Origin of the sequence: Neisseria subflava, assembly GCF_024205705.1 — a bacterium.
Taxonomy (GTDB): Bacteria; Pseudomonadota; Gammaproteobacteria; order Burkholderiales; family Neisseriaceae; genus Neisseria; species Neisseria subflava_D.
In genome coordinates, this window is sequence record NZ_CP073115.1 from 551,498 (window position 1) to 576,128 (window position 24,631).

At 50.0% G+C, this 24,631-nt stretch carries 21 protein-coding genes; 6 read left to right on the forward strand and 15 right to left on the reverse strand.

The features are described from left to right. Positions 1-33: 33 nt before the first annotated feature. The 4 genes from KCG54_RS02745 to KCG54_RS02760 all read left to right on the forward strand — a co-directional run bounded on the left by KCG54_RS02745 (position 34) and on the right by KCG54_RS02760 (position 3,390). A complete protein-coding gene (locus tag KCG54_RS02745) occupies positions 34-933 on the forward strand; it encodes an ABC transporter ATP-binding protein (RefSeq protein ID WP_254324577.1) in 900 nt (299 codons plus the stop codon). Beyond that, the gene (locus KCG54_RS02750; RefSeq protein WP_254324578.1) at positions 930-1,760 is read left to right on the forward strand and encodes an ABC transporter permease; all 831 of its coding nucleotides are present in this window, start codon (positions 930-932) and stop codon (positions 1,758-1,760) included. The genes KCG54_RS02745 and KCG54_RS02750 overlap by 4 nt, the downstream gene beginning before the upstream one ends. Further along, the gene (locus tag KCG54_RS02755) at positions 1,757-2,251 is read left to right on the forward strand and encodes a nitrous oxide reductase accessory protein NosL (RefSeq protein WP_070695420.1); all 495 of its coding nucleotides are present in this window, start codon (positions 1,757-1,759) and stop codon (positions 2,249-2,251) included. Before KCG54_RS02750 ends, KCG54_RS02755 begins: the two co-directional genes overlap by 4 nt. A 119-nt stretch (positions 2,252-2,370) precedes the next feature. After that, complete coding sequence (locus tag KCG54_RS02760) at positions 2,371-3,390, forward strand: FAD:protein FMN transferase (RefSeq protein ID WP_070695418.1); 1,020 nt, start codon at positions 2,371-2,373, stop codon at positions 3,388-3,390. Positions 3,391-3,985: 595 nt separating this feature from the next. Here KCG54_RS02760 and KCG54_RS02765 read toward each other — a convergent pair. From KCG54_RS02765 to ybeY, 5 genes are all read right to left on the reverse strand, one after another. Further along, the gene (locus KCG54_RS02765) at positions 3,986-4,897 is read right to left on the reverse strand and encodes a MetQ/NlpA family ABC transporter substrate-binding protein (RefSeq protein WP_070695416.1); all 912 of its coding nucleotides are present in this window, start codon (positions 4,895-4,897) and stop codon (positions 3,986-3,988) included. Positions 4,898-5,091: 194 nt separating this feature from the next. After that, positions 5,092-5,778, reverse strand: coding sequence for a methionine ABC transporter permease (locus KCG54_RS02770; protein WP_004519678.1), 687 nt, complete (start codon positions 5,776-5,778; stop codon positions 5,092-5,094). 1 nt (position 5,779) lies between these two features. Next, entirely contained in the window at positions 5,780-6,517 is a 738-nt protein-coding gene (locus KCG54_RS02775; protein WP_254324579.1) for a methionine ABC transporter ATP-binding protein, read from the reverse strand. Continuing rightward, positions 6,514-7,356 (reverse strand): HlyC/CorC family transporter, encoded by an 843-nt coding sequence (locus KCG54_RS02780; RefSeq protein ID WP_254324580.1) that lies wholly within the window; start codon positions 7,354-7,356, stop codon positions 6,514-6,516. The genes KCG54_RS02775 and KCG54_RS02780 overlap by 4 nt, the downstream gene beginning before the upstream one ends. Before the next feature lies 1 nt (position 7,357). Continuing rightward, positions 7,358-7,873, reverse strand: coding sequence for an rRNA maturation RNase YbeY (ybeY, locus tag KCG54_RS02785; protein ID WP_070826620.1), 516 nt, complete (start codon positions 7,871-7,873; stop codon positions 7,358-7,360). A gap of 118 nt (positions 7,874-7,991) precedes the next feature. On the opposite strand from ybeY, the gene hemC reads away from it, so the two are divergent. Continuing rightward, positions 7,992-8,927 (forward strand): hydroxymethylbilane synthase, encoded by a 936-nt coding sequence (gene hemC, locus KCG54_RS02790; protein WP_107810756.1) that lies wholly within the window; start codon positions 7,992-7,994, stop codon positions 8,925-8,927. A gap of 63 nt (positions 8,928-8,990) precedes the next feature. Here hemC and yegQ read toward each other — a convergent pair whose 3' ends face one another. Continuing rightward, a complete protein-coding gene (gene yegQ, locus KCG54_RS02795; protein WP_070646281.1) occupies positions 8,991-10,346 on the reverse strand; it encodes a tRNA 5-hydroxyuridine modification protein YegQ in 1,356 nt (451 codons plus the stop codon). 326 nt (positions 10,347-10,672) lie between these two features. Between yegQ and KCG54_RS02800 the strand changes: the two genes are divergently transcribed. Beyond that, complete coding sequence (locus tag KCG54_RS02800; protein WP_128580488.1) at positions 10,673-11,419, forward strand: amino acid ABC transporter permease; 747 nt, start codon at positions 10,673-10,675, stop codon at positions 11,417-11,419. 77 nt (positions 11,420-11,496) lie between these two features. Here the strand turns inward: KCG54_RS02800 and nagZ are convergent, their stop codons facing one another. The 9 genes from nagZ to KCG54_RS02845 form a co-directional block, all read right to left on the reverse strand. Further along, positions 11,497-12,582, reverse strand: coding sequence for a beta-N-acetylhexosaminidase (gene nagZ, locus KCG54_RS02805; protein ID WP_254324581.1), 1,086 nt, complete (start codon positions 12,580-12,582; stop codon positions 11,497-11,499). A gap of 99 nt (positions 12,583-12,681) precedes the next feature. Further along, a complete protein-coding gene (locus KCG54_RS02810; RefSeq protein WP_254324582.1) occupies positions 12,682-14,202 on the reverse strand; it encodes a Na+/H+ antiporter NhaC family protein in 1,521 nt (506 codons plus the stop codon). A 133-nt stretch (positions 14,203-14,335) separates the two neighbouring features. After that, positions 14,336-15,835 carry a DegQ family serine endoprotease gene (locus KCG54_RS02815; protein ID WP_254324583.1) on the reverse strand — a complete coding sequence of 500 codons (1,500 nt, stop codon included), beginning with the start codon at positions 15,833-15,835 and terminating at the stop codon, positions 14,336-14,338. 245 nt (positions 15,836-16,080) lie between these two features. Continuing rightward, the gene (gene hemA / locus KCG54_RS02820; RefSeq protein WP_254324584.1) at positions 16,081-17,334 is read right to left on the reverse strand and encodes a glutamyl-tRNA reductase; all 1,254 of its coding nucleotides are present in this window, start codon (positions 17,332-17,334) and stop codon (positions 16,081-16,083) included. Between the two features lie 148 nt (positions 17,335-17,482). Continuing rightward, positions 17,483-18,346, reverse strand: a complete 864-nt coding sequence (gene rpoH, locus KCG54_RS02825) for an RNA polymerase sigma factor RpoH (RefSeq protein ID WP_004519690.1) — start codon at positions 18,344-18,346, stop codon at positions 17,483-17,485. Positions 18,347-18,625: 279 nt separating this feature from the next. Continuing rightward, complete coding sequence (gene lnt, locus KCG54_RS02830) at positions 18,626-20,173, reverse strand: apolipoprotein N-acyltransferase (protein ID WP_070826613.1); 1,548 nt, start codon at positions 20,171-20,173, stop codon at positions 18,626-18,628. Between the two features lie 55 nt (positions 20,174-20,228). Next, positions 20,229-21,095, reverse strand: a complete 867-nt coding sequence (locus KCG54_RS02835; protein ID WP_070646300.1) for a DUF808 domain-containing protein — start codon at positions 21,093-21,095, stop codon at positions 20,229-20,231. A gap of 112 nt (positions 21,096-21,207) precedes the next feature. Next, entirely contained in the window at positions 21,208-22,590 is a 1,383-nt protein-coding gene (locus tag KCG54_RS02840; RefSeq protein ID WP_254324585.1) for a TolC family protein, read from the reverse strand. 63 nt (positions 22,591-22,653) lie between these two features. After that, positions 22,654-24,591 (reverse strand): MacB family efflux pump subunit, encoded by a 1,938-nt coding sequence (locus tag KCG54_RS02845; RefSeq protein WP_254324586.1) that lies wholly within the window; start codon positions 24,589-24,591, stop codon positions 22,654-22,656. Between the last annotated feature and the right edge of the window lie 40 nt (positions 24,592-24,631).

Genomic DNA, 24,631 nt, shown 5'->3' on the forward strand with positions numbered 1-24,631 from the left:
AGGCCGTCTGAAACATTCACTAGAGGAATATTCATGAGCAGTACCAACCACGTTGAATTAAGAAACGTGACCAAGCAGTTTGGCAGCCAAAAGGCCGTCAACCAAGTCGATCTGGTTCTCAAGGCTGGCGAGAGCGTCGGCATGGCAGGACACAACGGTGCAGGCAAATCTACCATTATGAAGCTGATACTCGGTCTGATTACGCCGACCGAGGGCGAAGTGATGCTTTTGGGAGAACCGACCGGCAGTAAAGCAGGGGCGCAGCGTCGCAGCCAAATCGGTTACCTGCCTGAAACGGTTGCATTGCACCCTTCATTGACCGGTATCGAAACCATGGATTTCTATGCCAAACTTAAAAAACAGCCCCTGAGTAAAAACCGCGAATTGCTCGAGCGTGTCGGCATTTCCCAGGCCGCACGCCGCCGCGTCGGCACTTACTCCAAAGGGATGCGCCAACGCCTCGCTTTGGCACAAGCCTTGTTGGGCGAGCCTAAAGTCTTACTGTTTGACGAGCCGACTACCGGTCTTGATCCGGCTTCGCGTCAAATGTTTTATGAAGTTGTGCGCGAACTCAATGGGCGCGGCGCAACCGTATTGCTCAGCACCCATGCACTGGCCGAGCTTGACGGCCACGCCGACCGCATCATCGTTATGAAAAACGGCGTGAAAGTTGCCGACGGCAGCATGGATGAGTTGCATGTTCAAAGCGGTCTGCCGCTGACCGTCAACGTCCGCTTGAAAGAAGCGCGCCCGTTGAGCGAGCGTTGGCATCCGCTTTCAGATGGCCTGTCGTATAAAGCGCAATGTAAAGCCGAAGAGCGTATGGGACTTTTGAGCGAATTGGGTGATTTGGGCAACCTTGCCTATATCGATATCCATACCCCGACACTTGACGATATGTACGCGCAATTCTTGAAGAGGGAAGACGTATGAACCCCGTTTGGATTATTACCGGCAAAGAAGTCCGCGACAGCCTGCGCAACCGTTGGGTTCTTGCCGCCGCACTTTTGCTTGCCGCATTGGCATTGTCATTAGGCTTTCTTGGCAGCTCGCCTACCGGTTCGGTCAAGGTTGATCCCTTGACGGTAACTGTAGTCAGTCTGTCCAGCCTGTCTATTTTCCTGATTCCGCTGATTGCGATGTTGCTCTCTTATGACGCGCTGATTGGCGAAATTGAACGCGGTACGATGGCGCTGTTGTTGAGCTATCCGATTTCGCGCAACCAAATCCTTGCCGGCAAATTTATCGGCCATCTCATCATCCTTGCCTTAGCTACCACGGCAGGCTACGGATTGGCAGGTATTACCCTTCAGCTTGCCAACGGCGGTTTTGATATTGCCGCATGGCAACCTTTCGCCCTTTTGATTGCTGCCAGTGTGATTCTTGGCGCAGCCTTTTTGTCTATGGGATATTTGATTAGCGCGAAAGTCAAAGAACGCGGTACTGCCGCCGGTATCGCCATCGGCGTATGGCTGTTTTTTGTGGTGATTTTCGATATGGCGCTTTTGGGTGTTTTGGTTGCTGATACTGAACAAGTCATTACCGCGCCTGTTGTAGAAACCATTCTCTTGTTCAATCCTTCCGACATTTACCGTCTGCTCAACCTGACCGGTTATGAAAACACCGCGATGTACGCAGGTATGGCCGGTTTGAGCGAACAAATCAGCCTGAGTATGCCTGTTTTGCTGACGGCTCAGGTATTATGGGTTATCATTCCCTTGGTCTTAGCCGCCTGGATTTTCGGAAAGCGACAAATATGAGAAAAATATTATTGACAACCTTCACACTCATCGCATTGGCAGCCTGCAGCAAGCAGGATAACAGCCCTCCGCCTGCGCCCCAACAAATCAGCGACAGCGCGGTCGGTCATTACTGCAGCATGAATTTGACTGAACACAACGGCCCTAAAGCGCAAATCTTCTTGAACGGCAAACCTGACAAACCAGTTTGGTTTTCCACCATTAAGCAGATGTTCGGTTATACAAAGCTGCCCGAAGAGCCTAAAGGCATTCATGTCATCTATGTTACCGATATGGGCAAAGTCAAAGATTGGGAAAAACCCAATGCTGACGCCGAATGGATAGATGCGAAAAAAGCCTATTACGTCATCGAAAGCAGCTTTATCGGCGGCATGGGTGCGGAAGACGCACTTCCGTTTGCCGACAAGGCTCAGGCTGAAAAATTCGCCAAAGAAAAAGGCGGCAGAGTAGTCGGTTTTGCAGAGATGCCCGACGAATACATTTTCAAATAAAACAATCAATAGAAGGCCGTCTGAAACAGTTTCAGACGGCCTTTGTATTGGAAGCTGCCGATTGATGATTTAATGAATGCGGCTTTCAATGTAAAGATAAAAAATCTAAGGAATACTTTATGTCCACCCCTTTAACGCGCCGCCGTTTCCTTGCCATAGCTGCCACCCTTGCCGCCGGTGTCGGCATTCCTTTTGCCATCAGCCGCAAAACCAATCAACCGACTCATCCGACCAGCCCAAATCAAGAAGAGCAGCCAGTTATTTGGAGAGGCATTGCATTGGGTTCGGGCGCGGAGTTGCGTTTGTTCGGCGTTGAGCGCAAGCAGGCAGAAATATTAGTCAACAAAGTATTGGCGGAAGTTTTACGGTTGGAAAAAATCTTCAGCCTGTATCGGGACGACAGCCTGATCAGCCGTTTAAACCGAGAAGGCCGTCTGAAAAATCCGCCATCTGATTTTTTACAGCTGCTCAGTATCAGCCGAGATATCCATCAGCTGACGCAGGGTGCATTTGATCCCAGCATTCAGCCATTGTGGAATCTGTATGCCGATCATTTCAGACGAAACCCTAAAACCGAAACGCCGCCATCTGAACGCAGTATCAAAGACACGCTCAAATTAGTGGATTTCAACAAAGTCGATTTTGATACCAAAGAAATCCGTTTTGCCCAAAGAGGCATGGGCCTGTCGCTCAACGGCATTGCGCAGGGCTATATCACCGACAAAGTAGCTGAATTGTTGAAGCAGCAAGGCGTTACCCAGGCATTGATTGATATGGGGGAGATTTACGGCTTTGATAATGCTAACCAGCGCGAGTGGAATGTCAGCATTCGCAATCCCGACCAAGAAGACCAAATCCTGACCACTATTGCCATGAAAAATCAAGCGTTTGCCACATCGGGCGGCTATGGCACGGTAATGGACGAGGCAGGCAAATTTACCCATCTGTTTGACCCGCGCACAGGCGGAAGCCAGCCGCGCTATAAAAGCATGAGCGTCATGGCGGAGAGTGCGGCGGTTGCCGATGCTTTTTCTACCGCATTTTCTATTATGGATGAAGCGGCCATCCGAGCAGCGGCCCAAGTTAAAAAGGCACAGGTTTGGCTGGTGATGCCGAATAATGAATTGAAGAAGATTTGAGATTGAGAAAAAGAATGGTTTTGCCAGTTGGTTTGAATATATGAATAAGGGAAAGTCTAAGATATTGAAATAATGAAATATAAAAAAAGAAGGGCTGCCCAAGGGGCAACCCTGAAACTCTTGCAGCTGGGAGTAATTAGCAAGAGATTACGACACTTAAAACAAAAATTCACTCATTTCAAAGCACGAAGCTTTAATATCTAAGCAAAACGGTATTTCGACCGCTCAAACCCCTTCGATACGGAGAAACACAACATATATGGGAAAATCCGACAAAGTGGTTTGAAGCAATTCAGATGAGCGGTCTGTAATGCAGATAACCGGATGTCTTTAGATGAACGGTATAATATCAGGATAAGCGGAACATTACTAGTGAATATTATAAAAAAGTAGAATAATTCATTTAGTGATTGATTCTATTGAATAAAAACATGATTTCTTATTGAACTTTTTTACAACATATTGATTTGGTTTTAAAAAGGGAATTACGTAAGTATTTGGCGTTAATCAAAAAACTTATTTTGAGCTTTGAGAAGAGATAATCAATAGAAAAAGGCCGTCTGAACGTTCAGACGGCCTTTTTTCAAAGAGCGATTTATTTGGTTGCAGAAGCAGTAGAGGCGGCTTCGGCTTGAGCACCTGCTGCTGCGTTTTCACCCCATGCCGCAGGGTATTTGTAACCGGCAAAGCGTTTTTGTGAGTAAGCTTTGAACTCGTCAGAGTTGTAGGCTTCGGTTACATCTTTCAGCCATTGGCTGTCTTTGTCGGCAGTGCGGACGGCAGACCAGTTAACGTAGGCGAAGCTTGGCTCTTGGAATAGGGCTTCGGTCAGTTTCATGCCGCTGCTCATGGCGTAGTTGCCGTTAACGATGGCAAAGTCAACGTCGGCACGGCTGCGTGGCAGTTGGGCGGCTTCAAGTTCTACGATTTGGATGTTTTTTGGATTTTCGGCAATATCGTTTTTAGAGGCAGTCAGCGGATCAACGTCGGCTTTCAGTTTAATCCAGCCCAATTCGTTCAACATAACCAATGCACGGGCAAAGTTAGATGGGTCGTTAGGTGCAGAAACGCTGACGCCGTCTTTCAATTCGTCCAAAGATTTCAGTTTGCCAGGATAGAGGCCCAAAGGTGCAGTCGGTACTTGGAAGGCTTCAATGATGTCCAGTTTGTGTTCTTTTTTGAAGTCGTCCAGATAAGGTTTGTGTTGGAAGATGTTGATGTCCAATTCGCCTTCAGCCAAAGCAAGGTTGGGGCGCACATAGTCGGTAAATTCGATCAGTTTGACTTTATAGCCTTTTTTCTCCAAAGCCGGTTGGATTTGGTCTTTAACCATATCGCCGAAGTCGCCGACGGTTGTACCGAAGACGATTTCTTTTTTCTCTGCGCCGTTGTCGGCAGAAGAAGCAGCAGAGGCAGCAGGCGCGCTGTCTTTTTGACCGCCGCAGGCAGCCAGTACGATGGCCAGCGCAGCAGCAGAAAGGGTTTTGAAGAATGTGTTGGTTTTCATATTTTGCTCCAGATGGATGATAAAACGGTTTCAGACGGCCTTAAGCTGCCGCCGTCAAAAAAAGAGGAATTGTAAATCTATTTTGGGAATATGAGGGTGTTTTTTGTAGATTTATTTGGTATATCCTAATATGTTCTAAATAGATAACAGGCCGTCTGAAAAATAGTAAGTCCATTTCAGACGGCCTGGTTTGTTTAACGTTTATCCAGTTTGCGCGCCAATCTGTTGCCGATACCTTGAATCAGGATAACGAGTAAAACCAGGATGGCAACGATGAAGATGATGACTTCCATTTGATAGCGGTAGTAGCCGTAACGGATAGCAAGGTCGCCCAAACCGCCGCCGCCAATCATACCTGCCGCCGCGCTGTACGACAAAAGGCCAATAGCCAGTACGGTAATGCTGGAAACCATACCTGCGCGCGCTTCATTCAAAAGCACTTTGCAGATGATGCTCATGGGTGAGGCACCCATTGCGGAGGCCGCTTCAATTACGCCTCTGGGTACTTCGCGCAGGTTTTGCTCGACCAGACGGGCAAAATAGAACAGGCCGGATACGCTCAATACCAATGAGGCGGCAACCGGGCCGATGGTCGTACCGATGATGGCGCGTGTAACAGGAATCATGGCAATCATCAGGATGACGAAAGGGAACGCACGCATCAGGTTGACCAGATTGTCCAAAAACAAATTCAGCTGTTTGTTGTAGTGCAACTGATGACTTGACGTCACAAACAGCAATACGCCCAAAATCGTACCGAAAATAACGGCGAAAGTAGTCGATAGGCCGACCATAATAAAGGTTTCGCCCAAGGCTTGGATAATTTCGCCCTTCATGCTGACGATGGTCGCAACAGCACTTTCAAATGTTAAATCTGCCATATTAGTCCTCTCGAATCAGCTCTTGCCCGATTTCGGATTGGGCATGGATTTGGTTGCCGTGTACTTCAACGATTTCCAGCAGACGGCCTTTGTCCAAGAGGGCGGCGCGGTCGCACAGGCGGCGGATAACGCTCATTTCATGGGTAACGATGACGATGGTTACGTTGAAACGTCGGTTGATGTCTTCCAAACACTTCAAAACGCTGCGCGTAGTGGCAGGATCGAGGGCGGAAGTGGGTTCGTCGGCGAGGATGACTTGAGGTTTCGGCGCCAGCGCACGGGCAATGCCGACACGTTGTTTTTGACCGCCAGAAAGTTGGGACGGGTAATGGTTGGCACGGTCTTGCAAATCGACGATTTCCAAACATTCTTCAACACGCGCTTGGATTTTTTTAGACGGCCATTTGGCAATTTCTAAAGGAAAGGCGACGTTTTCGGCAACGGTACGGTTGCTTAATAGGTTGAACTGTTGGAATACCATGCCGATGTTTTGTCTGGCGTGGCGCAGTTGCGTGGCGTTGAGCGCGGTCAGTTCTTGGCCGCACACGCTGACGGTACCTGTATCCGGACGTTCCAATAAATTAATCAGGCGCAGCAGGGTAGATTTGCCTGCGCCGGAATAGCCCATCAGGCCGAAGATTTCTCCCTGTTTGATTTCGAGGCTGGTCGGCTCGACGGCGACAAAGTCTTTGTTGTCGCGTGTTTGATAGTGTTTGGAGACGTGATCCAGAATAATCATGGTTTATCCGTGTTTTCTTTAATTCGTGTGGCCATCAGGGTGTGCAGACGGCGGTTGTCGGCGCGTGCGACGGTAAATTGCAGGCTGCCGATGATGACTTTTTCGCCGCGCACGGGCAGATGTCCCAACTCTTGAATGACCAGGCCGCCGATGGTATCGGCTTCTTCGCTGCTGTATTCCGTACCGAAAAAGGCGTTGATGTCTTCGATTTCGGTTGCGGCGTGGATGCGCCAGCGTTCGGAAGAAACGGCGTGGATATTGTCGGCACTGTCGTCTTCGTCAAACTCGTCTTCGATGTCGCCGACGATTTGCTCGATGATGTCTTCAAAGGTTACCAGGCCGGATGTGCCGCCGTATTCGTCAATGACAATCGCCATGTGGTTGCGTTGTTCGCGGAATTCTTTTAAAAGGGAGGCCAGTGATTTGCCTTCGGGGACGAAAACGGCAGGGCGCAAGACGGATTTCAGGTGGAACTGCTCGGGGTTAAACATATATTTGAGCAGGTCTTTGGCGTGCAAAATGCCCAAAACTTCGTCTTTGTCTTCGCCGATGACGGGGAAACGCGAATGGGCGGTTTCGATGACGTAGGCCGTGATGCGCTCGATGCTGTCGTTTTCTTTCAATACGTTCATGCGGCTGCGCGTAATCATGGCATCGCGCACTTCCAGCTCGGCAAAGTCCAATACTTTTTCCAGCCGGGTCAGTGTGTCGGCGTCAAAAACTTCCTGCTCGTGCGCTTGGCGCAGCAGGGTCAATACGTCTTCGGCGGAGTCGGGCTCGCCGGCAAGTCGGGAGATTAGGCGTTCGAAAAACTTGGGTTTCGACTGCGTACCGTCCATTTTAATATTCGTCCTCTTGGTAGGGGTTGGGGAAACCTGCCGCCAGCATCAGGCGGATTTCTTCGGCTTCCATTATTTCGGCTTCATCGTCTTCGATGTGGTCGTAGCCCATCAGGTGTAAAGTACCGTGTATGGTCAGGTGGGCAAAATGCTGCTCGGGTGTTTTGCCTTGTTCGGCGGCTTCTTTTAAAACCACTTGCGGGCAAATTACCAAATCGCCATACAGGCCGTCTGAAAACTGGTCGGGCAGGATTTCGCCTTCGTTGAGCGCGAAACTCAATACATTGGTGGCGTAATCTTTGCCGCGGTAGTCGCGGTTGTAGGCGCGGGCTTCTTCTTCGTCCAGAAGAATCAGGCTGATGTCGGCGCGGCGGTATTCGTTTTTCAAGGCAGACCACGCCCAGCGGTAGAAGTCGTTCTCTGAAGGAAGGTTGGCGGCGGAAGAAGCGTTTTCAAAGTTCAGATGAAAACGTTGCCGCTGTAAGGATAAAAAAGGATATTGTTTGGCGCGTTTCATGTTGTCCGGAAAATTTGGTTTTTAGGTGTAAATATAACATATTCACCCCCATGCCGTCTGAAAAACCGCCCAAAATATGATAGACTTCATGCCGTTTTCCATCTTTCAGGCAACCATTATGAACCCGAAAAAACTCGTTATCGCCAGTCGCGAAAGCCTGCTTGCCATGTGGCAGGCAAAACACATCCAAGGCCGTCTGAAAGCCCTGTATCCCGATTGCGAGGTCGAGATTTTGGGCATGACCACGCGCGGCGACCAGATTTTGGACAGAACTTTGTCAAAGGTCGGCGGTAAAGGCTTGTTTGTCAAAGAGTTGGAACAGGCTTTGTATGACGGCCGGGCTGATTTGGCCGTGCATTCGATTAAAGACGTACCGATGGATTTGCCTGAAGGTTTCGCGCTTGCAGCTATCGGCGAACGCGCCAATCCGTTTGACGCGTTTGTGTCCAACCAATACGCGCGTTTGGAAGAAATGCCCAAAGGCGCCGTCGTCGGCACATCCAGCCTGCGCCGTGAAGCCCAGTTGCGTGCGCGCTATCCGCATTTGGTTATCAAACCTTTGCGCGGCAATGTGCAAACCCGTTTGTCCAAACTTGATAATGGCGAATACGACGCGATTATCTTGGCCGCCGCCGGTTTGCAGCGTCTGGAATTGGACGAACGCATCCGCATGATTTTGTCGGAATCCGACAGTCTGCCTGCCGCCGGACAAGGCGCATTGGGTATTGAAATTGCAGCGCATCGCGAAGATTTGTACGAAGTCTTGAAGCCTTTGAACCACGATACCACACACGCCTGCGTTACGGCCGAACGCGCGTTAGCGCGCGCTTTGGGCGGAAGCTGCCAAGTGCCGCTGGCCGCATATTGCACTGAAGAAAACGGCTTGCTGACTTTGCGCGGCTTGGTCGGTCATCCTGATGGTTCGGTCATTTTGCAGGCGGACGCGCAAGCCCCTGCCGAATACGCCGATGCCTTGGGTCGCGCAGTCGCCAAAAAACTGGCAGATGATGGTGCGGAAGAATTGATTGCCGCTGTATTGCAAGAACAGGCTTAAAACAGTATAGATCATTTAAAAAGGCCGTCTGAAACTTTCAGACGGCCTTTATTTTGTTGACGTTTAAGGATTCATAATCCGCGCAACCAAAGCTTTTTCTTTGCCCTGCATATTGGGGATTTTGACCTGAATGCCGTTGCCTGGTGCCACATCGACAGGCTGACCTTTGCGGGTCATTTGTTCCAATTTGATGGTTTGGTTGCCGCTCGGGTGGATAATTTCGAGTGAATCGCCGATGGCAAAGCGGTTTTTGACTTCGATGGTCGCCCAGCCGTTTTCGTCAATTTCGGTAACGTGGCCGACATATTGGCTTTGTTTGGCAATCGAATGGCCACTGAGGTAGTTTTGGTAATCCTGGGTTTGGTGGCGCTCAAGGAAGCCGCTGGTGTAGCCGCGGTTGGCAAGGCCTTCGAGTTCGCTCAACAGGCTGTAATCAAACGGACGGCCTGCAACGGCATCGTCAATCGCTTTGCGGTAGGACTGGGCCACGCGTGCAACATAATAAAGCGATTTGGTGCGGCCTTCGACTTTGAGGCTGTCCACGCCGATTTTGGCCAGTTTTTCAACTACTTCGATGCCGCGAAGGTCTTTGGAGTTCATGATGTAGGTGCCGTGTTCGTCTTCCATAATCGGCATCATTTCGCCCGGGCGGTTGGACTCTTCAATCAGGAAAACTTTGTCGGCGTAGGGATGGCGTTTTTGACCGTTGATGCCTTCAAAGTTTTGGTTGGCTTCTTCTTGGGCTTTTTCAAAGTTGAAACCTTGCAGAAGCTGGGCATCGCCTGCATCGCTTTCAGTGGCGTTGTGAACCTTGTAGTCCCAACGGCAGGAGTTGGTGCAGGTGCCTTGGTTGGGATCGCGGTGGTTGAAGTAGCCCGACAATAGGCAACGGCCGGAGTAGGCGATACACAATGCGCCGTGAATGAAGACTTCGAGTTCGATATCCGGACATTCTTGGCGGATTTCGGCGATTTCTTCCATGCTCAATTCGCGCGACAGGATGATGCGTTCGACACCGATGTTCTGCCAGAATTTTACGCCCCAGTAGTTGGTGGTGTTTGCCTGAACGGATAGATGGATTGGCATTTCCGGCCATTTTTCGCGCACGGTCATGATCAAACCCGGATCCGCCATAATCAGCGCGTCGGGTTTCATGGCAATCAAGGGTTCCATATCGGAAACAAAGGTTTTGAGTTTGGAGTTGTGCGGCAGCGTATTTACGGTCAGGAAGAATTTTTTGTTGCGCTCGTGCGCTTCTTTAATGCCTTGTTCGAGGACGTCGAGTTTGGCAAATTCGTTGTTGCGGGCGCGCAGAGAGTAACGCGGGCTGCCGGCGTAAACGGCATCTGCGCCGTAATCATAGGCAGCGCGCATACGTTCGAGGCCGCCTGCTGGCAATAAGAGTTCGGGTGCTTTCATGTTTTATGCTTTTTAAAATGTTTTCAGACGGCCCTCAAGGAAAGAGGGAAGGCCGTCTGAAAGATGTTTGAAGAATGGGCGGATTATCCGCTGTTTTTGTGTTTCGGTCAATTTTGTGTCGGGTTTGCGCTTTGTTTTTTATACGGAAAATGTCTTATATGATGAAAGGTGAAAAGGGGCTGCAATTCATTGGAAATGTAAAAAAGCAGGGTTGGGTGGAATAATTTAACAAAAAACCGTTCAAGCAATGTATTTTCTTGTAAAATATCAAGCTTCATTTTAAAAAATATTCGGATTAGTTACCGATTTTGACCGACGGAAGGGTTATGGATTTTCGTTTTGACATTATTTATGAATACCGCTGGATGTTTTTATACGGCGTGTTGACAACGCTGGGACTGACGGTGGTTGCAACGGCAGGTGGCTCGGTTTTGGGTTTGCTACTGGCATTGGCGCGTTTGATCAATCCGGAAAAAGCTGGTGCACCGATGCGAGCCTTGGCTTGGGTTTTGCGTAAGATTTCCTTTTGGTATGTGACGCTGTTTCGCGGTACGCCATTGTTTGTACAAATTGTGATTTGGGCTTATGTTTGGTTCCCATTTTTCGTTCACCCGGCCGATGGTGTGCTGATTAGCGGCGAAGCAGCTGTTGATCTGCGCCGTTCTTATGGTGCGCTGATTGCCGGTTCTTTGGCTTTGGTTGCGAACTCAGGTGCGTATATTTGTGAAATTTTCCGTGCCGGTATTCAATCGATTGATAAAGGACAAATGGAAGCTGCGCGTTCTCTGGGTCTGACCTATACTCAGGCAATGCGTTATGTCATTTTGCCTCAAGCGTTGCGCCGTATGTTGCCGCCATTGGCCAGTGAATTTATTACTTTGTTGAAAGACAGCTCATTGTTGTCGGTCATTGGCGTGGCTGAGTTAGCTTATGTACAAAGCACGATTACCGGCCGCTATTCTGTCTATGAAGAGCCGCTTTATACAATCGCGCTGATTTATTTGGTGCTGACAAGCTTTTTGGGCTGGGTATTCCTGCGATTGGAAAGCCGTTACAATCCGCAACATCGCTAATCGGTTTGAATAAAAAAAGGAAGACTTTTCAAGTCTTCCTTTTTTTATTTGCCGTCAATGTTTCAGACGGCCTTGAATCAAAATGCTTCGCCGACTTTGACACCGCCTGCGATGTCTTTGGGCGTAGCCAGTTTGGCAGTAGCCTGTTGGGCGGCTTGGAATTCTTCGGTTTCCATGATGTCGGCAGCTTCTTGTACGGTCAATGTATTGGCCATGTATTGCCAACGTGCTGCCAAGTCGGTGTTTTCAGGTGCGTGGAAACCGTCTCGCAATTCATCAACCAAGTCCGGTCGGTTGCACACCAGTACAATATCGCAGCCTGCTTCAAAAGAAAGGCGGGCGCGTTCTTTAATACCGCCGACACCACATGCGCCTTCCATGGTCAGGTCGTCTGAAAAGATAACGCCGTTAAATCCGATTTCTTGGCGCAGGATTTGTTTCAGCCATTTTTCGGAGAAGCCGGCAGGTTGGCTGTCGATTTGCGGGTACACGACGTGGGCAGGCATGACTGCGGCCATGCCTGCTTGGCTCAATGCTCGGAATGGGATAAGGTCTGCGGCTTCGAGCGCTTCGCGGCTGCGTTCGTCGCAAGGCAGGACGTGATGGCTGTCGCCTTCGACAAAGCCGTGGCCAGGGAAGTGTTTGCCGCAAGATTTCATACCGCCTTTGTTCAGACCTTTTTGCAGGGCAAGGGCAAGCTGGGTAACGATGTTGGCGTCGCGGTGGAAACTGCGGTTGCCGATGACGGCGCATTGACCCCAATCCAAATCCAATACAGGTGTAAAGGATAGGTCGATACCGCAGGCCGAAAGTTCGGTAGCCAAAACCCAGCCGACTTGTTCTGCTTGGGCGCAGGCGGCTTCTTTGCCTTCGTTATCCCAAATTTCGCCCAATACGTTCATGGCAGGCAGTCGGGTGAAGCCGTCAATAAAACGTTGAACCCGTCCGCCTTCGTGGTCGACGGCGATGATGAGTTCAGGCGTACGAACGGCTTTGATTTCTTGAACCAAAGCTTTGAGCTGGGAGACATTTTCAAAGTTGCGGCGGAACAAAATAACGCCACCGACGGCAGGGTCGAGCAGGCGTTGTTTTTCTTCTTCGGTCAGATGATAGGCAGCGACGTCGGCCATGACTGGGCCGCGTGGAAGATGAGGCGTATTCATTGTTTTGTCCTGAATAATGTATATATTGGATAATCGTTATGTTCAGACGGCCTGAGAGTGTAGGAATATCTCAGGCCGTCTGAATATATTGGTTTTGAATTAGGCAGTTGCTTTTTTCTTGTCTTTTAAGATGAAAATCAACACAACCATCACGATGCCGGTTACCACAAAACCTAAAGGTGCAGAGCCGGTCATGCCCAGTGCGAGGTAGCCTGAGGCGGCAGACGCGGCTACGGTCAGCGCGTAAGGGAATTGCGAGGTAACGTGGTCGATGTGGTTACAGTGTGCGCCGGTAGAAGAGAGGATGGTGGTGTCGGAAATCGGTGAGCAGTGGTCGCCAAATACGGCACCGGCCATTACGGCAGACATGCAAGGGATAATCAGCGAAGGTTCTACTTTGACGGCCATGGCGGCGGCAATCGGCAACATGATGCCGAATGTACCCCAGCTTGTGCCGGTAGCGAAGGCCATCACGCCTGCGAGCATAAACAAAATCACGGGCAGGAAGCCTGCGTGGATATTGCCTGCCACCAAAGTGGAGAGGTATTCGCCGGTGTGCATCTCGCTGACAACGGTGCTGATGATCCATGCCAAAATCAAGATGGTAATGGCACCGCGCATAGAGATGATGCCCTGCCAAATGGCTTTAGGGTAATCGCTGGTTTTGATGGTGCCGATGGTGCAGAGGATGACGGCCAATACGCCGCAAGTACCGCCGAACACGAGGGAGGTGTTCACATCGGTATTTTCAAATGCGCTCAGCAAAGAGAAAGTTTCAGAAGCTTGCGCGCCAGTGTAAATCATGGCGGAAACAGTGGCGACGATCAGTACCAAAACCGGCACAATCAGTGCAAATACACGGCCGTTGGGATGGCCTGTTTCAACGGTTTCATCATGAATTTCATTCAAAGCGGCGCGTTCCAAACGTGCCATGGAGCCGATGTCGAAAGAGAACCAAGCCACAACAAACACCATAATCAATGCGAAGACGGCGTAGTAATTCATCAGGCTCATGGCCACGAATGCGCCCATTGGCGTGTAGTCTGTAATGTTGTAAGTTACCAAAAGGCCGGCCAAAGTAGCGATAATCGATGCGCCCCAGCTGGATACCGGCATCAAAACGCACATCGGAGCGGCAGTGGAGTCAAGGATATAAGCCAGTTTGGCGCGGGAAACTTTGAATTTGTCGGTTACAGGGCGGGCAATCGCACCGACGGCAAGGCTGTGGAAATAGTCGTCAATAAAGGTAACGAATACCAAGCAGGCGGTCAGCAGCTTCGCACCGCGACGGCCTTTGATGTGCTGTTTTGCCCAATCGGCAAATGCTTGGTTACTGCCGGAATGCGTCAGCAGGGAAGTGAAAATCCCTAAAAGCACCAAAAAGAGCAGGATTTTGGGTTTGCCCAAAGACCAATCACCGTCCGTCCAAGTCAGGCTGACCGCCATGTCTTTCAAGTGAACCAAGGCATCAAGTGGATTACCGCCTACCAGCAGGAATGAGCCAACGATAATGCCGACACCGAGGGACAGCAATACACGGCGCGTGGCAATGGCCAAGGCGAGCGCAATGGCTGCCGGGACGATAGATAAAATAGAATTCGAATAATTAATAAGTTGCATAATTATATTGTATATAAGCGGTGAAATATTTTTAGACGGCCTAAATTGGAAGACGGATAACAAAATACCCACCGCCTCTGACAGATGGGTATTTTATCATTTAACACATCATCATGCCGTCTGAAAAATCGGACTACTGCAGATTTAGCGCGAGGAACAAAGTATTGCCTTCGCGTTGTACCAAAAGCGGTACGTTTTTGCCTGAGCTTTCCAATGCGCTACGGAAAGTGGATTCGTCATTGACGCTGATTTGACTGACGGCAATGATTTCGTCGCCGCGTTTGAGGCCGGCACGTTCGGCCGCACCGCTAACGCGCAGAACGATTAAGCGTTGTTTGCCGTCTGCGTTTTCAACCTGCAAAGTTAGGCCTGCATTTTCAACGGTAAATCCGTCATGGCCGCCTTCGTGTTGCGGGTGTTCGGCTTCTTTTGCAGAAGTTTCCGTTTGTTCAGCTGCGCTGCCAAGTTTGACTTTGACATCGGTTTGTTTGCCGCCGCGCCAAATGCTTAAAGTCACTTCTTTTCCCGGCATCATCGAGCCGACCATGACCGGCAAATCGCTGGAGGCGCGGACTTCTTCTCCGTTTACGCTGCGGACAATATCGCCGACTTGCAACCCGGCTTGTTGCGCTGCGCTGTTCGGCATGATTTTGGCAATCAGCGCGCCGCTTGCTTTGTCCAAACCGAAAGATTTGGCCAAATCATAAGAAACTTCTTGAATAACCACGCCTAATTGACCGCGTTGGACTTTGCCGTTGGCTTTCAATTGATCGGCCACATTCATGGCAACATCAATCGGAATAGCAAACGAAATGCCCATGAAACCGCCGCTGCGGCTGTAAATTTGCGAGTTAATGCCGACTACTTGGCCACGGAGGTTGAATAACGGGCCGCCTGAGTTGCCGGGGTTGATGGCAACGTCGGTTTGGATGAACGGCGTGTAGTTTTCATTCGGCAGGCTGCGGCCTTTGGCGGAGACGATGCCGGAGGTTACGCTGTTGTCAAAGCCGAAAGGCGCACCAATGGCGGCTACCCATTCGCCCGGTTTCAAATCTTTCGGATTGCCGATTTTGACAACCGGCAAGTCTTCTTGCGGCTCGATTTTTAAGAGGGCAACATCGGATTGGGCATCTGAGCCGACCAGTTTGGCAGTGTATTCGCGTTTGTCGTTGAGCAGGACTTTGATATTGCCCATGCCGGCAACCACGTGGGTATTGGTCAGGATATAGCCGTCTTTGCTGATGATGAAGCCGGAACCGAAATTCAAATCGTCGCTTTCGGTATCTTCTTGCGGCATGTCGGGCATATTGGGAACAAGGCGTTTGAAGAACTCGTAAAACGGATCGTTGTCGGGAAATTGGCTCAGGTCCATGCTGTGGTCGTCATCCGGTGTCGCAGTGCGTTTTGCCGGAGTTGCTTGAATATTGACGACGGCCTGTCCTTCGTTTTGTACCAATTGGGCGAAATCGGGCAACAGCATGCCGACCTTACCGTCATCGGTATTGGTTTCTATGCGTTGGACGAGTTCTTTGTTTTCGTCTTTGCCAAAAAAGGTGCTGACTTTGTCGCAACCTGAAAGAAGAGAAGCTGAGAGGACAGCGAGGGCCAGATATGTGTTTGTTTTAATATGCACGAAAGTTCCTTTTGCCGGTGCCTATCGTATTGTCGGCATGCGTTTGAATCGGCAGGCAGTTTTATTGTTTGAATGCTGTTTAAATGTATAAGATAGGATTTTTACACTTTAACGGTTTTTTTTCAAGCATTTCATTTTAAATGAAAAAATGATAATTGGGATTTTATTGTTTTAAGGCCGTCTGAAAACTTTGGAATATGACCTGTCGGTCGGTTCGCTTTTTTCAGACGGCCTTTAAATTGTGGTCAGTCGTGTTGGTCCAAATGGTAGATCTGCGCCACGGCATCGATTAATTCGCTGTTGTCCGAGCCCGCTTTATTGAGCGTGCGTGTCGGAGAGTGGAGCAGTTTGTTGGTCAACTGAATGGAGAGGCGTTCGAGGACATCCTCGGCGGATACGCCTTTTGCCAGTTGCTTCATGGCATTTTCCAATACTTGGCGGCGTGCGCGTTCGCCTTCGTCGCGCAAGGCGCGGATAAGCGGAACGCTTTGGCGGTTTTTCTGTTGGCGGATAAATTCGCTAACCTTTTCTTCCACCATGCTTTCAGCCGCCGCCGCTGCCTTTTTGCGTGCGTCTTTACCACTTTGGACAATGTCCATCATGTCGTCCACGGTATAGAGATATGCATCTTCCAATTCGCTGACTTCGGCTTCAATGTCGCGCGGAACGGCCAAATCCAGCAGGAAAACGGGCATGTTGTGGCGTTTTTTCAATGCGCGCTCGACCATGCCTTTGCCGACGAGGGGGAGTTGGCTGGCGGTGGAAGAAACAACCACGTCGTAATCGTGCAGAATATCGGGCAATTCGTTCAGCAGGCAGGCTTCGGCGTTGACACCGAGTTTGTCGCACAATTCCTGCGCACGCTGGTGTGTGCGGTTGGCAACAGTAATGAGCTTGGGATTTTTGGCGGCAAAATAAGTAGCCACCAGCTCAATCATTTCGCCTGCGCCGATAAAGAGGACGTTAAGGTCGGAAATGGAAGGGAAGATTTGCTCTGCCATTTTGACCGATGCAGAAGCCATGGAGACGGAGTTTTCGCCGACAGCAGTGTCGGTACGCACTTCTTTGGCAACGGCAAAGGTTTTTTGAAACAGGGCGTTTAAGTGGGTGTTGATGCTTTCCTGTTCTTGCGCGACGCGGACGGCATCTTTGATTTGACCGAGAATTTGCGGTTCGCCCAAGACCATGGAGTCCAAACCGCAGGCAACGCGGAAGGCGTGGCGGACAGTTTCATTATTATCCAAGGTATAGAGGTAAGGGCGGATTTCTTCGGCAGGCAGGTCGTGATATTGTGCCAACCAGTCGATGATTTTTTCGGTTTCACCGACGCAGTAAAGCTCGGTGCGGTTGCAGGTAGAAAGAATGACTGCTTCTTCCGCCGCCTCACTGCGCGCGAGGTTGGATACGGCATCCGGCAGATTTGCAGCTGCAAATGCCAGTTTTTCGCGTATGCTCAAGGGCGCGGTTTGGTGATTGAGTCCGACGACGGTAAGTTGCATGGTTATGGTATGACTGGGTAGTGTGTGTGGTGGGTATTATAGCTTAAGTGGGCTTTAAAATGAATGTGTTGGGGGAGAAGATACACTGAGGTTTGTCATCGAAAAGGCCGTCTGAAAAGATTCAGACGGCCTTTTTATCAAGAAAGGCTTAAACGGCTTCAGCTTCTTCTGCCAAGAAACCGCGCAGTTTTTGCATGGCTTTGGCTTCGATTTGGCGGATGCGTTCGGCAGATACGCCGTATTCTGCTGCCAATTCGTGCAGGGTCAAACCGCCGTCGTCTTGTAACCAGCGGCTTTCAACGATGCGGCGGCTGCGGTCGTCCAATTGCGCCAAGGCATTTTGCAGACCTTCGGTTTGCAGGGCGTAGTGAGCCTGTTTGGACAACTGGCGGCTAGGCTCTGCATCGTGATCGGCCAACCAGTCAATAGGGGCGAAGTTGTCTTCGTCATCATTGTTTTCTGCCATGATGCCGATATCGTGACCGGTCATGCGTTGTTCCATTTCCAAGACTTCGGACAATTTGACGCCCAAATCATCGGCGATTTCTTGCGCTTCTTTTGGAGACAAGGCATTCAGGTTTTTACGCATGCTGCGCAGATTGAAGAACAGTTTGCGTTGCGGTTTGGTTGTGGCAACGCGGACTAAACGCCAGTTACGCAAAATGAATTCGTGGATTTCTGCTTTAATCCAATGCACGGCAAACGAAAACAAGCGCGCGCCACGGCTTGGTTCGTAGCGTTTGACGGCTTTCATCAGGCCGATATTACCTTCTTGAATTAGGTCAGCTTGGTTGAGGCCGTAGCCGTCGTAGCCGCGTGCGATGGATACGACGACGCGAAGATGAGACAGAATAAGCTGTTTGGCGGCGTTGAGATCGCCTTTTTGTTGACGTTCGGCCAGTTGTGTTTCTTCTTCTGCGGTAAGCATTGGAATGCTGTTGACAGTATGAATGTATTGCTCGAGGCTACCGTTGCCGCTGTGGATAACGGGTAATGCAAAAGCTTTATTCATAAAGGATGCTCTCCTTAATTAGGCCGTCTGAAAACGGCTTTTGTTTATTTGTGTGACAAGCAGTATAACACTGCCTGTGGTTTATTTTGTTATGGGTTGGATTTTTTCTGTAAATTAACGATAGATTCAATAGTTTTTACTGTTTGAATCTCAAGGTTTGATTGTCTTAGAAAATTTGAGTGATTTACTAGGTTTTGGATAAGTATATTACAAACATTTCTGTATGTAAATAGTTTTGGTAATAAAAAAGACCTTGTATAACAAGGTCTTAAAATTTTTTCATTCTGGTTTCTTCCGGCCAATTAGGATAAGGAATACGCCGATAACGGCCAAAATGCTGATAAGCCATGTTGAGCCGCCTGCTTTCATATAAGGCGTTTCACCGATGTAGCCTTTGACGTGGCCTTCGAGGACGGTTTCTGTATCCGGTTGGGCTTCGGCAACAATCGTACCTTTAGGGGAAATAATGGCGGTCGCACCGGTATTGGTGGCGCGAACCATGTAGCGACCCAGTTCCATTGCACGCGCTTGGGATTGTTGAAGCTGCTGATACATGGCATTCGATTTGCCGTACCACGCCATATTGCTGATGTTGGCGAGCAGGGTGGAGCGTTTCGCCGTTGCAATGAGTTCGTCGCCGAAACCGTCTTCATAGCAGATATTGAAGGCGACTTTTTGATCTTTCATCACCAAAGGCGCTTGGTTGTCGCCGCCTTTTTGAAAGTCGGCCAAAGGCATATCCATCATTTTATAGAGACGCTCGGTAATGGCGGGCAAGGGTTTGTATTCACCAAATGGAACGAGATGGTTCTTGGCGTAGTAGGGGATGACATCGGAAGTGCTGTTGTGATAGTCGCTCAAATTGATGACTGCATTTTCGTAGCCGTTGCCGTCGGGCGTATATTGGCTGATGCCGATGGCCAACGCGCTGCCGTTGCTTTGAGCTTGTTCGGCGAATTGTTCCAAGATGCCTTCGGGCAGGTCTTGGCGCATCAGCGGCAGGGCGGTCTCGGGCAGGATGACGATGTCGGCACTGGTTTTGCTGATTTGTTCGTAGTATTTCTGAATGGTTGGGATGATTTGCTCTTCCTTCCATTTCAGATTTTGCTCGATATTGCCTTGAATCAGGGCAACCGTGCTGGTGCTGCCGTCAGGGCGGGTGTACTCGGTTTGTTGGGAAATGTAGCCGACGGAGCAGAGCGCAACGATAAGGAATAAGGGCAGCAGGCGGTGTTTCAGACGGCCATGGTTGTCAATCAGCAATACCAGCCATGCGCTGAGGAAAGCGGTTGCCAGCGTGACCATATGAATGCCGCCCAAAGGCGCGAAGCCTGCCAACGGGCTGTCTTTGATGATTTGGGAGTAGCCGATTGCACCCCAGCCGAATCCTGTCAGGAAACGTTCGCGGGCAAATTCTGCCAGCGTCCACAAAATCGGCAGCAGGAGGCCGGTTTTGGCCCAGCGCGACAGGTTGCATTTTCTCCACACCCAAAAACAGATGGCCGGATAAAGCGCGAGAAACGCCGGCAGCAGGAAGGTGAGAGGGATGGCGTATGAATCCGGCAAGCCCGAAACATCATGCAAGGCAGTGTGTATCCAATAAAACTGCGCCGTATAACCGATTAATCCGAACAGATAGGCAGTCATGACGGCAAAGCGCGGACGCAATTCAATCAGGCGTATCAGCGCGCCAAACAACAGCGGCATCAGCCAGAAATGATAATAGGGGGCGAAAGTGAACGGTGTCGCGGCGGCAATCAAGATGACCAGCGGCCAGTAAAGCAGCGGATGTTGCCAATATTGTTCGAGTTTACGGAAAATATTCATGCTTTAAATGGTATTGAGGCCGTCTGAAAAGTTTTCAGACGGCAGGGAAACAAAATCAGTCTTTTTGAAATAATTTCATTGCAGGCAGGACGATTGCGCAAGCTAAGGCACCGGCGGCTACTCCGACCACCAAGTTGGCGATATGTTCCATCATGCCGCTGTCCCAATGTTGCGCGTGGAGGAAATCGTGCAAAAAGCCAAGGTTATGGGCGATCAGTCCGCCGCCAACCAAGAACATCGCCAGCGTGCCGACAATACTCAAGCCGCGCATAAACCAAGGCATAAATGAAATCAAACCGCGTCCGATACCTTGTACGGCGGCGCTTTTTTGGCGCATCAACATCATACCGAGGTCGTCAAGTTTGACGATAATGCCGACCAAACCATAGACCAATGCCGTCATGCCGACACCGATGGCGGCCATAACCAAAGAACGCGTCATCAGGTCATATTTTTCAACAACGCCCAGCGCAATAATGATGATTTCAGCTGAGAGGATGAAATCTGTACGGACCGCGCCTTTCACTTTTGTTTTTTCGTCTGTGACTTCAGGCTCGGCATCGTGTCCGTCTTCGTGTTCATTGCGGTGTAGAAATTTGTGCAACAGTTTTTCCACGCCTTCAAAACACAAATACACACCGCCTATCATCAGCAAGGGCGTAATCAGCGCTGGCAGGAAAGCGGAAAGCAACAGTGCAAGCGGCACCAGAATCAGCTTATTGACCAGAGAGCCTTTTGCCACCGCCCAAATAATCGGCAATTCGCGCTCGGCGGATACGCCGGTTACCTGATTGGCGTTGAGCGCCAAATCGTCACCGACCACGCCGGCGGTTTTTTTGGCGGCGACTTTGGTCATCATCGCTACGTCGTCCAAAACGGCGGTAATGTCGTCTAAAAGCGTAAAGAGAGAGGCGAAGGCCATAATGTTGTCCGGATAAAATCAAATAAACGCGCGATTATATATGAAAATTCAGTTGCTTGAATGTTTTTCAGACAGCCTTTGACGGAAATTAACCAAAGGCCGTCCGAAAATGCTATTTCGGCGTATAACGTCCCGCCATGGCTTTATACACCATATTTTCGTATTTCAAGGCTTCATAGCGTTGGTTCAGCAGGTTTTGAGCTGAGCTGTATTCCGAATTCAAAGCCTCCAGCCAGTCTTTCAGTTCGTTTTTACCGTGTTGGTAGCGTACTTGATAGTAATGGCTGTTTTTCTTGTCCAACTGATAACGTTGTTCCTGATTGGCAAGGCTGGCCTGCGCGTTTTTGTAGGCAAGGTAGTTGGTGTTGACCTCGTTGAGCGCGGTGGTCAGGGCTTTTTCAAAATTCAGCTTGGCACTGTCCATCTCCGCTTGTACGGTTTTGTCTTTCCATTTCATGGTCTGCCAATTAAGGAAAGGCAGATTGATGGTGGCCGATCCGCCTAACATAGGGATATTGAACGTGCTTTTTGCTTTGTCGGACGACGTACTCAGACTTGCACCCAAAGTAATCGACGGATACCAACTGCGTTTTTGCGCGTTGACTGATTGTTGTGACGCTTGCAGGCGGTATTCGGCGGCGCGCAGGTCGGGGCGGTTGGCCAAAACGGTAATCGGTACGTCCAAGTTCACGCCTTTGACCGGCAACAGGCGGAACTGTGCCGGATCGGCGGCCATATTTTCAGACGGCCTTAAATTCAACAAATTACGCAAAACCTGTTTTTGCGTATCCAAATTGTTTTGCAAAGACAACAGGCTGTTTTCCGCACTCAGCAATGACTGTTTGGCTTGGGTCGGCTGACTGGAGTCGGCCCTGCCGTAGCGGAACTTGGCATTCGCGATGCGGTTGATTTCCTGATATTGCTTCAGCGATTTTTTTGCTAACTCAATCGCTTCGTTCAGATAGGCGATATTGAAATACGCATCGGCAACATTATTAATCAAAGTTAGGCGTGTATTGGCCATGTCTTCATGCGTGGCTTGATATTCCCATACCTGAGCATCGGCGGTGGCACTGAGTTTGCGCCACAAATCCAATTCGTAGCTCAAACCAAGCTGGCTGCTGAAGGTATTGCCATGGCTGCCGGTTTTCAGGTTTTTAGAAGCATTCGCGCCCAACAAGCCGCTGAACGAAGGCACCAAATCCGCACCCAAAATATTGGCTTGATACAAAGCTTTGTTGACGCTGATGGCCGCCTGTTTCAAATCGACATTGTTCGCCAGCGCCTGCTCCATCAGCGCATTAAGCTGCTGGCTTTGGTAGATTTCCCACCAGTTGCCGTTGACATCGTAGCGTTCGGCAGTTTCAGCCGCGCTCATGACTTGGCCGGTCGCTTCCAGCGTCAGGTTCGGATTGGCTTTAGGTGCGGCGCACGCACTTAGGGCAAGGGCAACAGCCAATGATAAGGCAGCTTGGGAAAAAGGTTTCGTCTTCATAAAAAAACTTTCGGGTAACAGCATTTCAGACGGCCCTAAAATAATAGGCCGTCTGAAACATAATCAATCCTGAGCCAGCGCATCAATCGGGTTGAGCTTGGAAGCCTTGTTGGCAGGCATAAAGCCGAACGCGACACCGATGGCGGTGGAGCAGACAACTGCGCCGATGACGGAAGTCATGGAAATGCTCATCGGGAAGTTGGTGACAAAGTAGTTGAACACCAGGCTGATGCTTGCGGACAACAATACGCCTGACAGACCGCCGATGATACAGATTAAGACGGCCTCAATCAGGAACTGTTGCAAAATATTGTTGCGACGTGCGCCGATTGCCATGCGGACGCCAATTTCTTTGGTGCGCTCGGTAACGGAAACCAGCATGATGTTCATCACGCCGATACCGCCGACCACCAAAGAGATGACCGCGATGGAAGAAATCAGCAGCGTCATGGTACCGGTCGTGCTTTCAACCATTTCTTTGATGCTGTCGCTGTTGTTCATAAAGAAGTCTTCTGTACCGTGGCGTGCTTTCAGCAGCTCGGTCAGGCTTTTCTCGGCAACTTGCGTGTTGGCATCGTCTTTGATTTTGACAACGATGGAGTTGGTATGGCTCTCGCCGGTAATTTGGTGCATGACCGTTGTATACGGCGACCAAAGCATCAGCGAGTCAGAATTGCCGAACGAGTTGTCATCCTTTTTCATAATGCCGATGACGGTTAGCGGGCGTTTTTTGAAAAGGATGGTTTTGCCTAAAGGATTAACGCCTTCGCCAAAGAGTTTGGTTTTGGTGTTTAGGTCGATGACGACGACTTGGGCATCGGTTTTTACATCGTCATCATCAAACAGACGGCCTTCTTCCAATTTCAAACCACGCACGTCGAAATATTGTTCGCCTACGCCGTAAAGCGAGGCGGTCAGGTCGGTGTTGCGGTAGGTCAAGGTGCCGTTGGAGTTGGTTTGAGGGGTAGCAGAGGCGACGTAGCTTTGTTGGCTGATGGCTTTTGCGTCATTAATCGTCAGCGTTTTGATCCGTCCGCTGCGGCGGTCGCCAAAACCACGGCCGGGGAAGATACTGATGGTGTTTGTGCCCATCGAGTTGATGTCTTCCAAGATTTTTTGTTGCGAGCCATTACCCAATGCCACTACTGATACCACCGAAGCGATACCGATGATAATCCCCAGCATGGTCAGCAGTGAACGCATCTTGTGCGCCATAATCGCCTGCACCGACATTTTGAATGCTTCCATAAATTGATCGTAATAAAACGACCAAGAAGCTTTTTCTTTAATCCGTTCTACTTTGCTTGGCGGGATATCGGGATTTTTAGACGTATCCGAAATAATCTGACCGTCGCGGATTTCGATGACGCGGTTTGCATTTGCCGCAATGCCCGGATCGTGGGTGACCATAATCACGGTATGCCCGTCTTCGTGCAGCTTATGGATGATTTCCATCACGTTTTTACCGCTGGCGGTATCCAATGCGCCGGTCGGCTCGTCGGCAAAGATGATTTCGCCGCCGTTCATCAATGCGCGGGCAATCGAAACGCGTTGTTGCTGACCGCCGGAAAGTTCGCTGGGTTTGTTGCCTTCTTTATTTTGCAAACCCAAATCGCCCAACAGTTTTTCCGCACGTTCCGCACGCTCTTTGCTGTCCATGCCCATATACACGGCAGGCAGGGCGACGTTGTCCCGGGCGGTCAGCGAGCTTAACAGGTTGTAACGCTGGAAAATAAAGCCGAAACGCTCACGGCGCAAAGCCGCCAGCTCATCCGGCTGCATTTGCGATGTTTCGATGCCGTCGATTTGATAAGAGCCGGAAGTGGCGGTATCCAGACAACCCAAAATATTCATCAGCGTCGATTTGCCTGAGCCGGACTGTCCGATAATCGCTACAAAGTCGCCTTTCTCAATAGAAAGGCTGACATCTTTCAATACGTGTACACGGTTTTCACCGCTACCGAAAAAACGGTTGATATTCTTACATTCGATTAAACTCATAATCTTTCCGGGCGAAAAATAGAAATACAGGAACTAAGGC

What these genes read in the sequence shown, in the direction of transcription:
- KCG54_RS02745 (WP_254324577.1), top strand. Translation starts at nt 34, where the DNA reads ATGAGCAGTACCAACCACGTTGAATTAAGAAACGTGACCAAGCAGTTT.
- KCG54_RS02750 (WP_254324578.1), top strand. Translation starts at nt 930, where the DNA reads ATGAACCCCGTTTGGATTATTACCGGCAAAGAAGTCCGCGACAGCCTG.
- KCG54_RS02755 (WP_070695420.1), top strand. Translation starts at nt 1,757, where the DNA reads ATGAGAAAAATATTATTGACAACCTTCACACTCATCGCATTGGCAGCC.
- KCG54_RS02760 (WP_070695418.1), top strand. Translation starts at nt 2,371, where the DNA reads ATGTCCACCCCTTTAACGCGCCGCCGTTTCCTTGCCATAGCTGCCACC.
- KCG54_RS02765 (WP_070695416.1), bottom strand. Translation starts at nt 4,897, where the DNA reads ATGAAAACCAACACATTCTTCAAAACCCTTTCTGCTGCTGCGCTGGCC.
- KCG54_RS02770 (WP_004519678.1), bottom strand. Translation starts at nt 5,778, where the DNA reads ATGGCAGATTTAACATTTGAAAGTGCTGTTGCGACCATCGTCAGCATG.
- KCG54_RS02775 (WP_254324579.1), bottom strand. Translation starts at nt 6,517, where the DNA reads ATGATTATTCTGGATCACGTCTCCAAACACTATCAAACACGCGACAAC.
- KCG54_RS02780 (WP_254324580.1), bottom strand. Translation starts at nt 7,356, where the DNA reads ATGGACGGTACGCAGTCGAAACCCAAGTTTTTCGAACGCCTAATCTCC.
- ybeY (WP_070826620.1), bottom strand. Translation starts at nt 7,873, where the DNA reads ATGAAACGCGCCAAACAATATCCTTTTTTATCCTTACAGCGGCAACGT.
- hemC (WP_107810756.1), top strand. Translation starts at nt 7,992, where the DNA reads ATGAACCCGAAAAAACTCGTTATCGCCAGTCGCGAAAGCCTGCTTGCC.
- yegQ (WP_070646281.1), bottom strand. Translation starts at nt 10,346, where the DNA reads ATGAAAGCACCCGAACTCTTATTGCCAGCAGGCGGCCTCGAACGTATG.
- KCG54_RS02800 (WP_128580488.1), top strand. Translation starts at nt 10,673, where the DNA reads ATGGATTTTCGTTTTGACATTATTTATGAATACCGCTGGATGTTTTTA.
- nagZ (WP_254324581.1), bottom strand. Translation starts at nt 12,582, where the DNA reads ATGAATACGCCTCATCTTCCACGCGGCCCAGTCATGGCCGACGTCGCT.
- KCG54_RS02810 (WP_254324582.1), bottom strand. Translation starts at nt 14,202, where the DNA reads ATGCAACTTATTAATTATTCGAATTCTATTTTATCTATCGTCCCGGCA.
- hemA (WP_254324584.1), bottom strand. Translation starts at nt 17,334, where the DNA reads ATGCAACTTACCGTCGTCGGACTCAATCACCAAACCGCGCCCTTGAGC.
- rpoH (WP_004519690.1), bottom strand. Translation starts at nt 18,346, where the DNA reads ATGAATAAAGCTTTTGCATTACCCGTTATCCACAGCGGCAACGGTAGC.
- lnt (WP_070826613.1), bottom strand. Translation starts at nt 20,173, where the DNA reads ATGAATATTTTCCGTAAACTCGAACAATATTGGCAACATCCGCTGCTT.
- KCG54_RS02835 (WP_070646300.1), bottom strand. Translation starts at nt 21,095, where the DNA reads ATGGCCTTCGCCTCTCTCTTTACGCTTTTAGACGACATTACCGCCGTT.
- KCG54_RS02840 (WP_254324585.1), bottom strand. Translation starts at nt 22,590, where the DNA reads ATGAAGACGAAACCTTTTTCCCAAGCTGCCTTATCATTGGCTGTTGCC.
- KCG54_RS02845 (WP_254324586.1), bottom strand. Translation starts at nt 24,591, where the DNA reads ATGAGTTTAATCGAATGTAAGAATATCAACCGTTTTTTCGGTAGCGGT.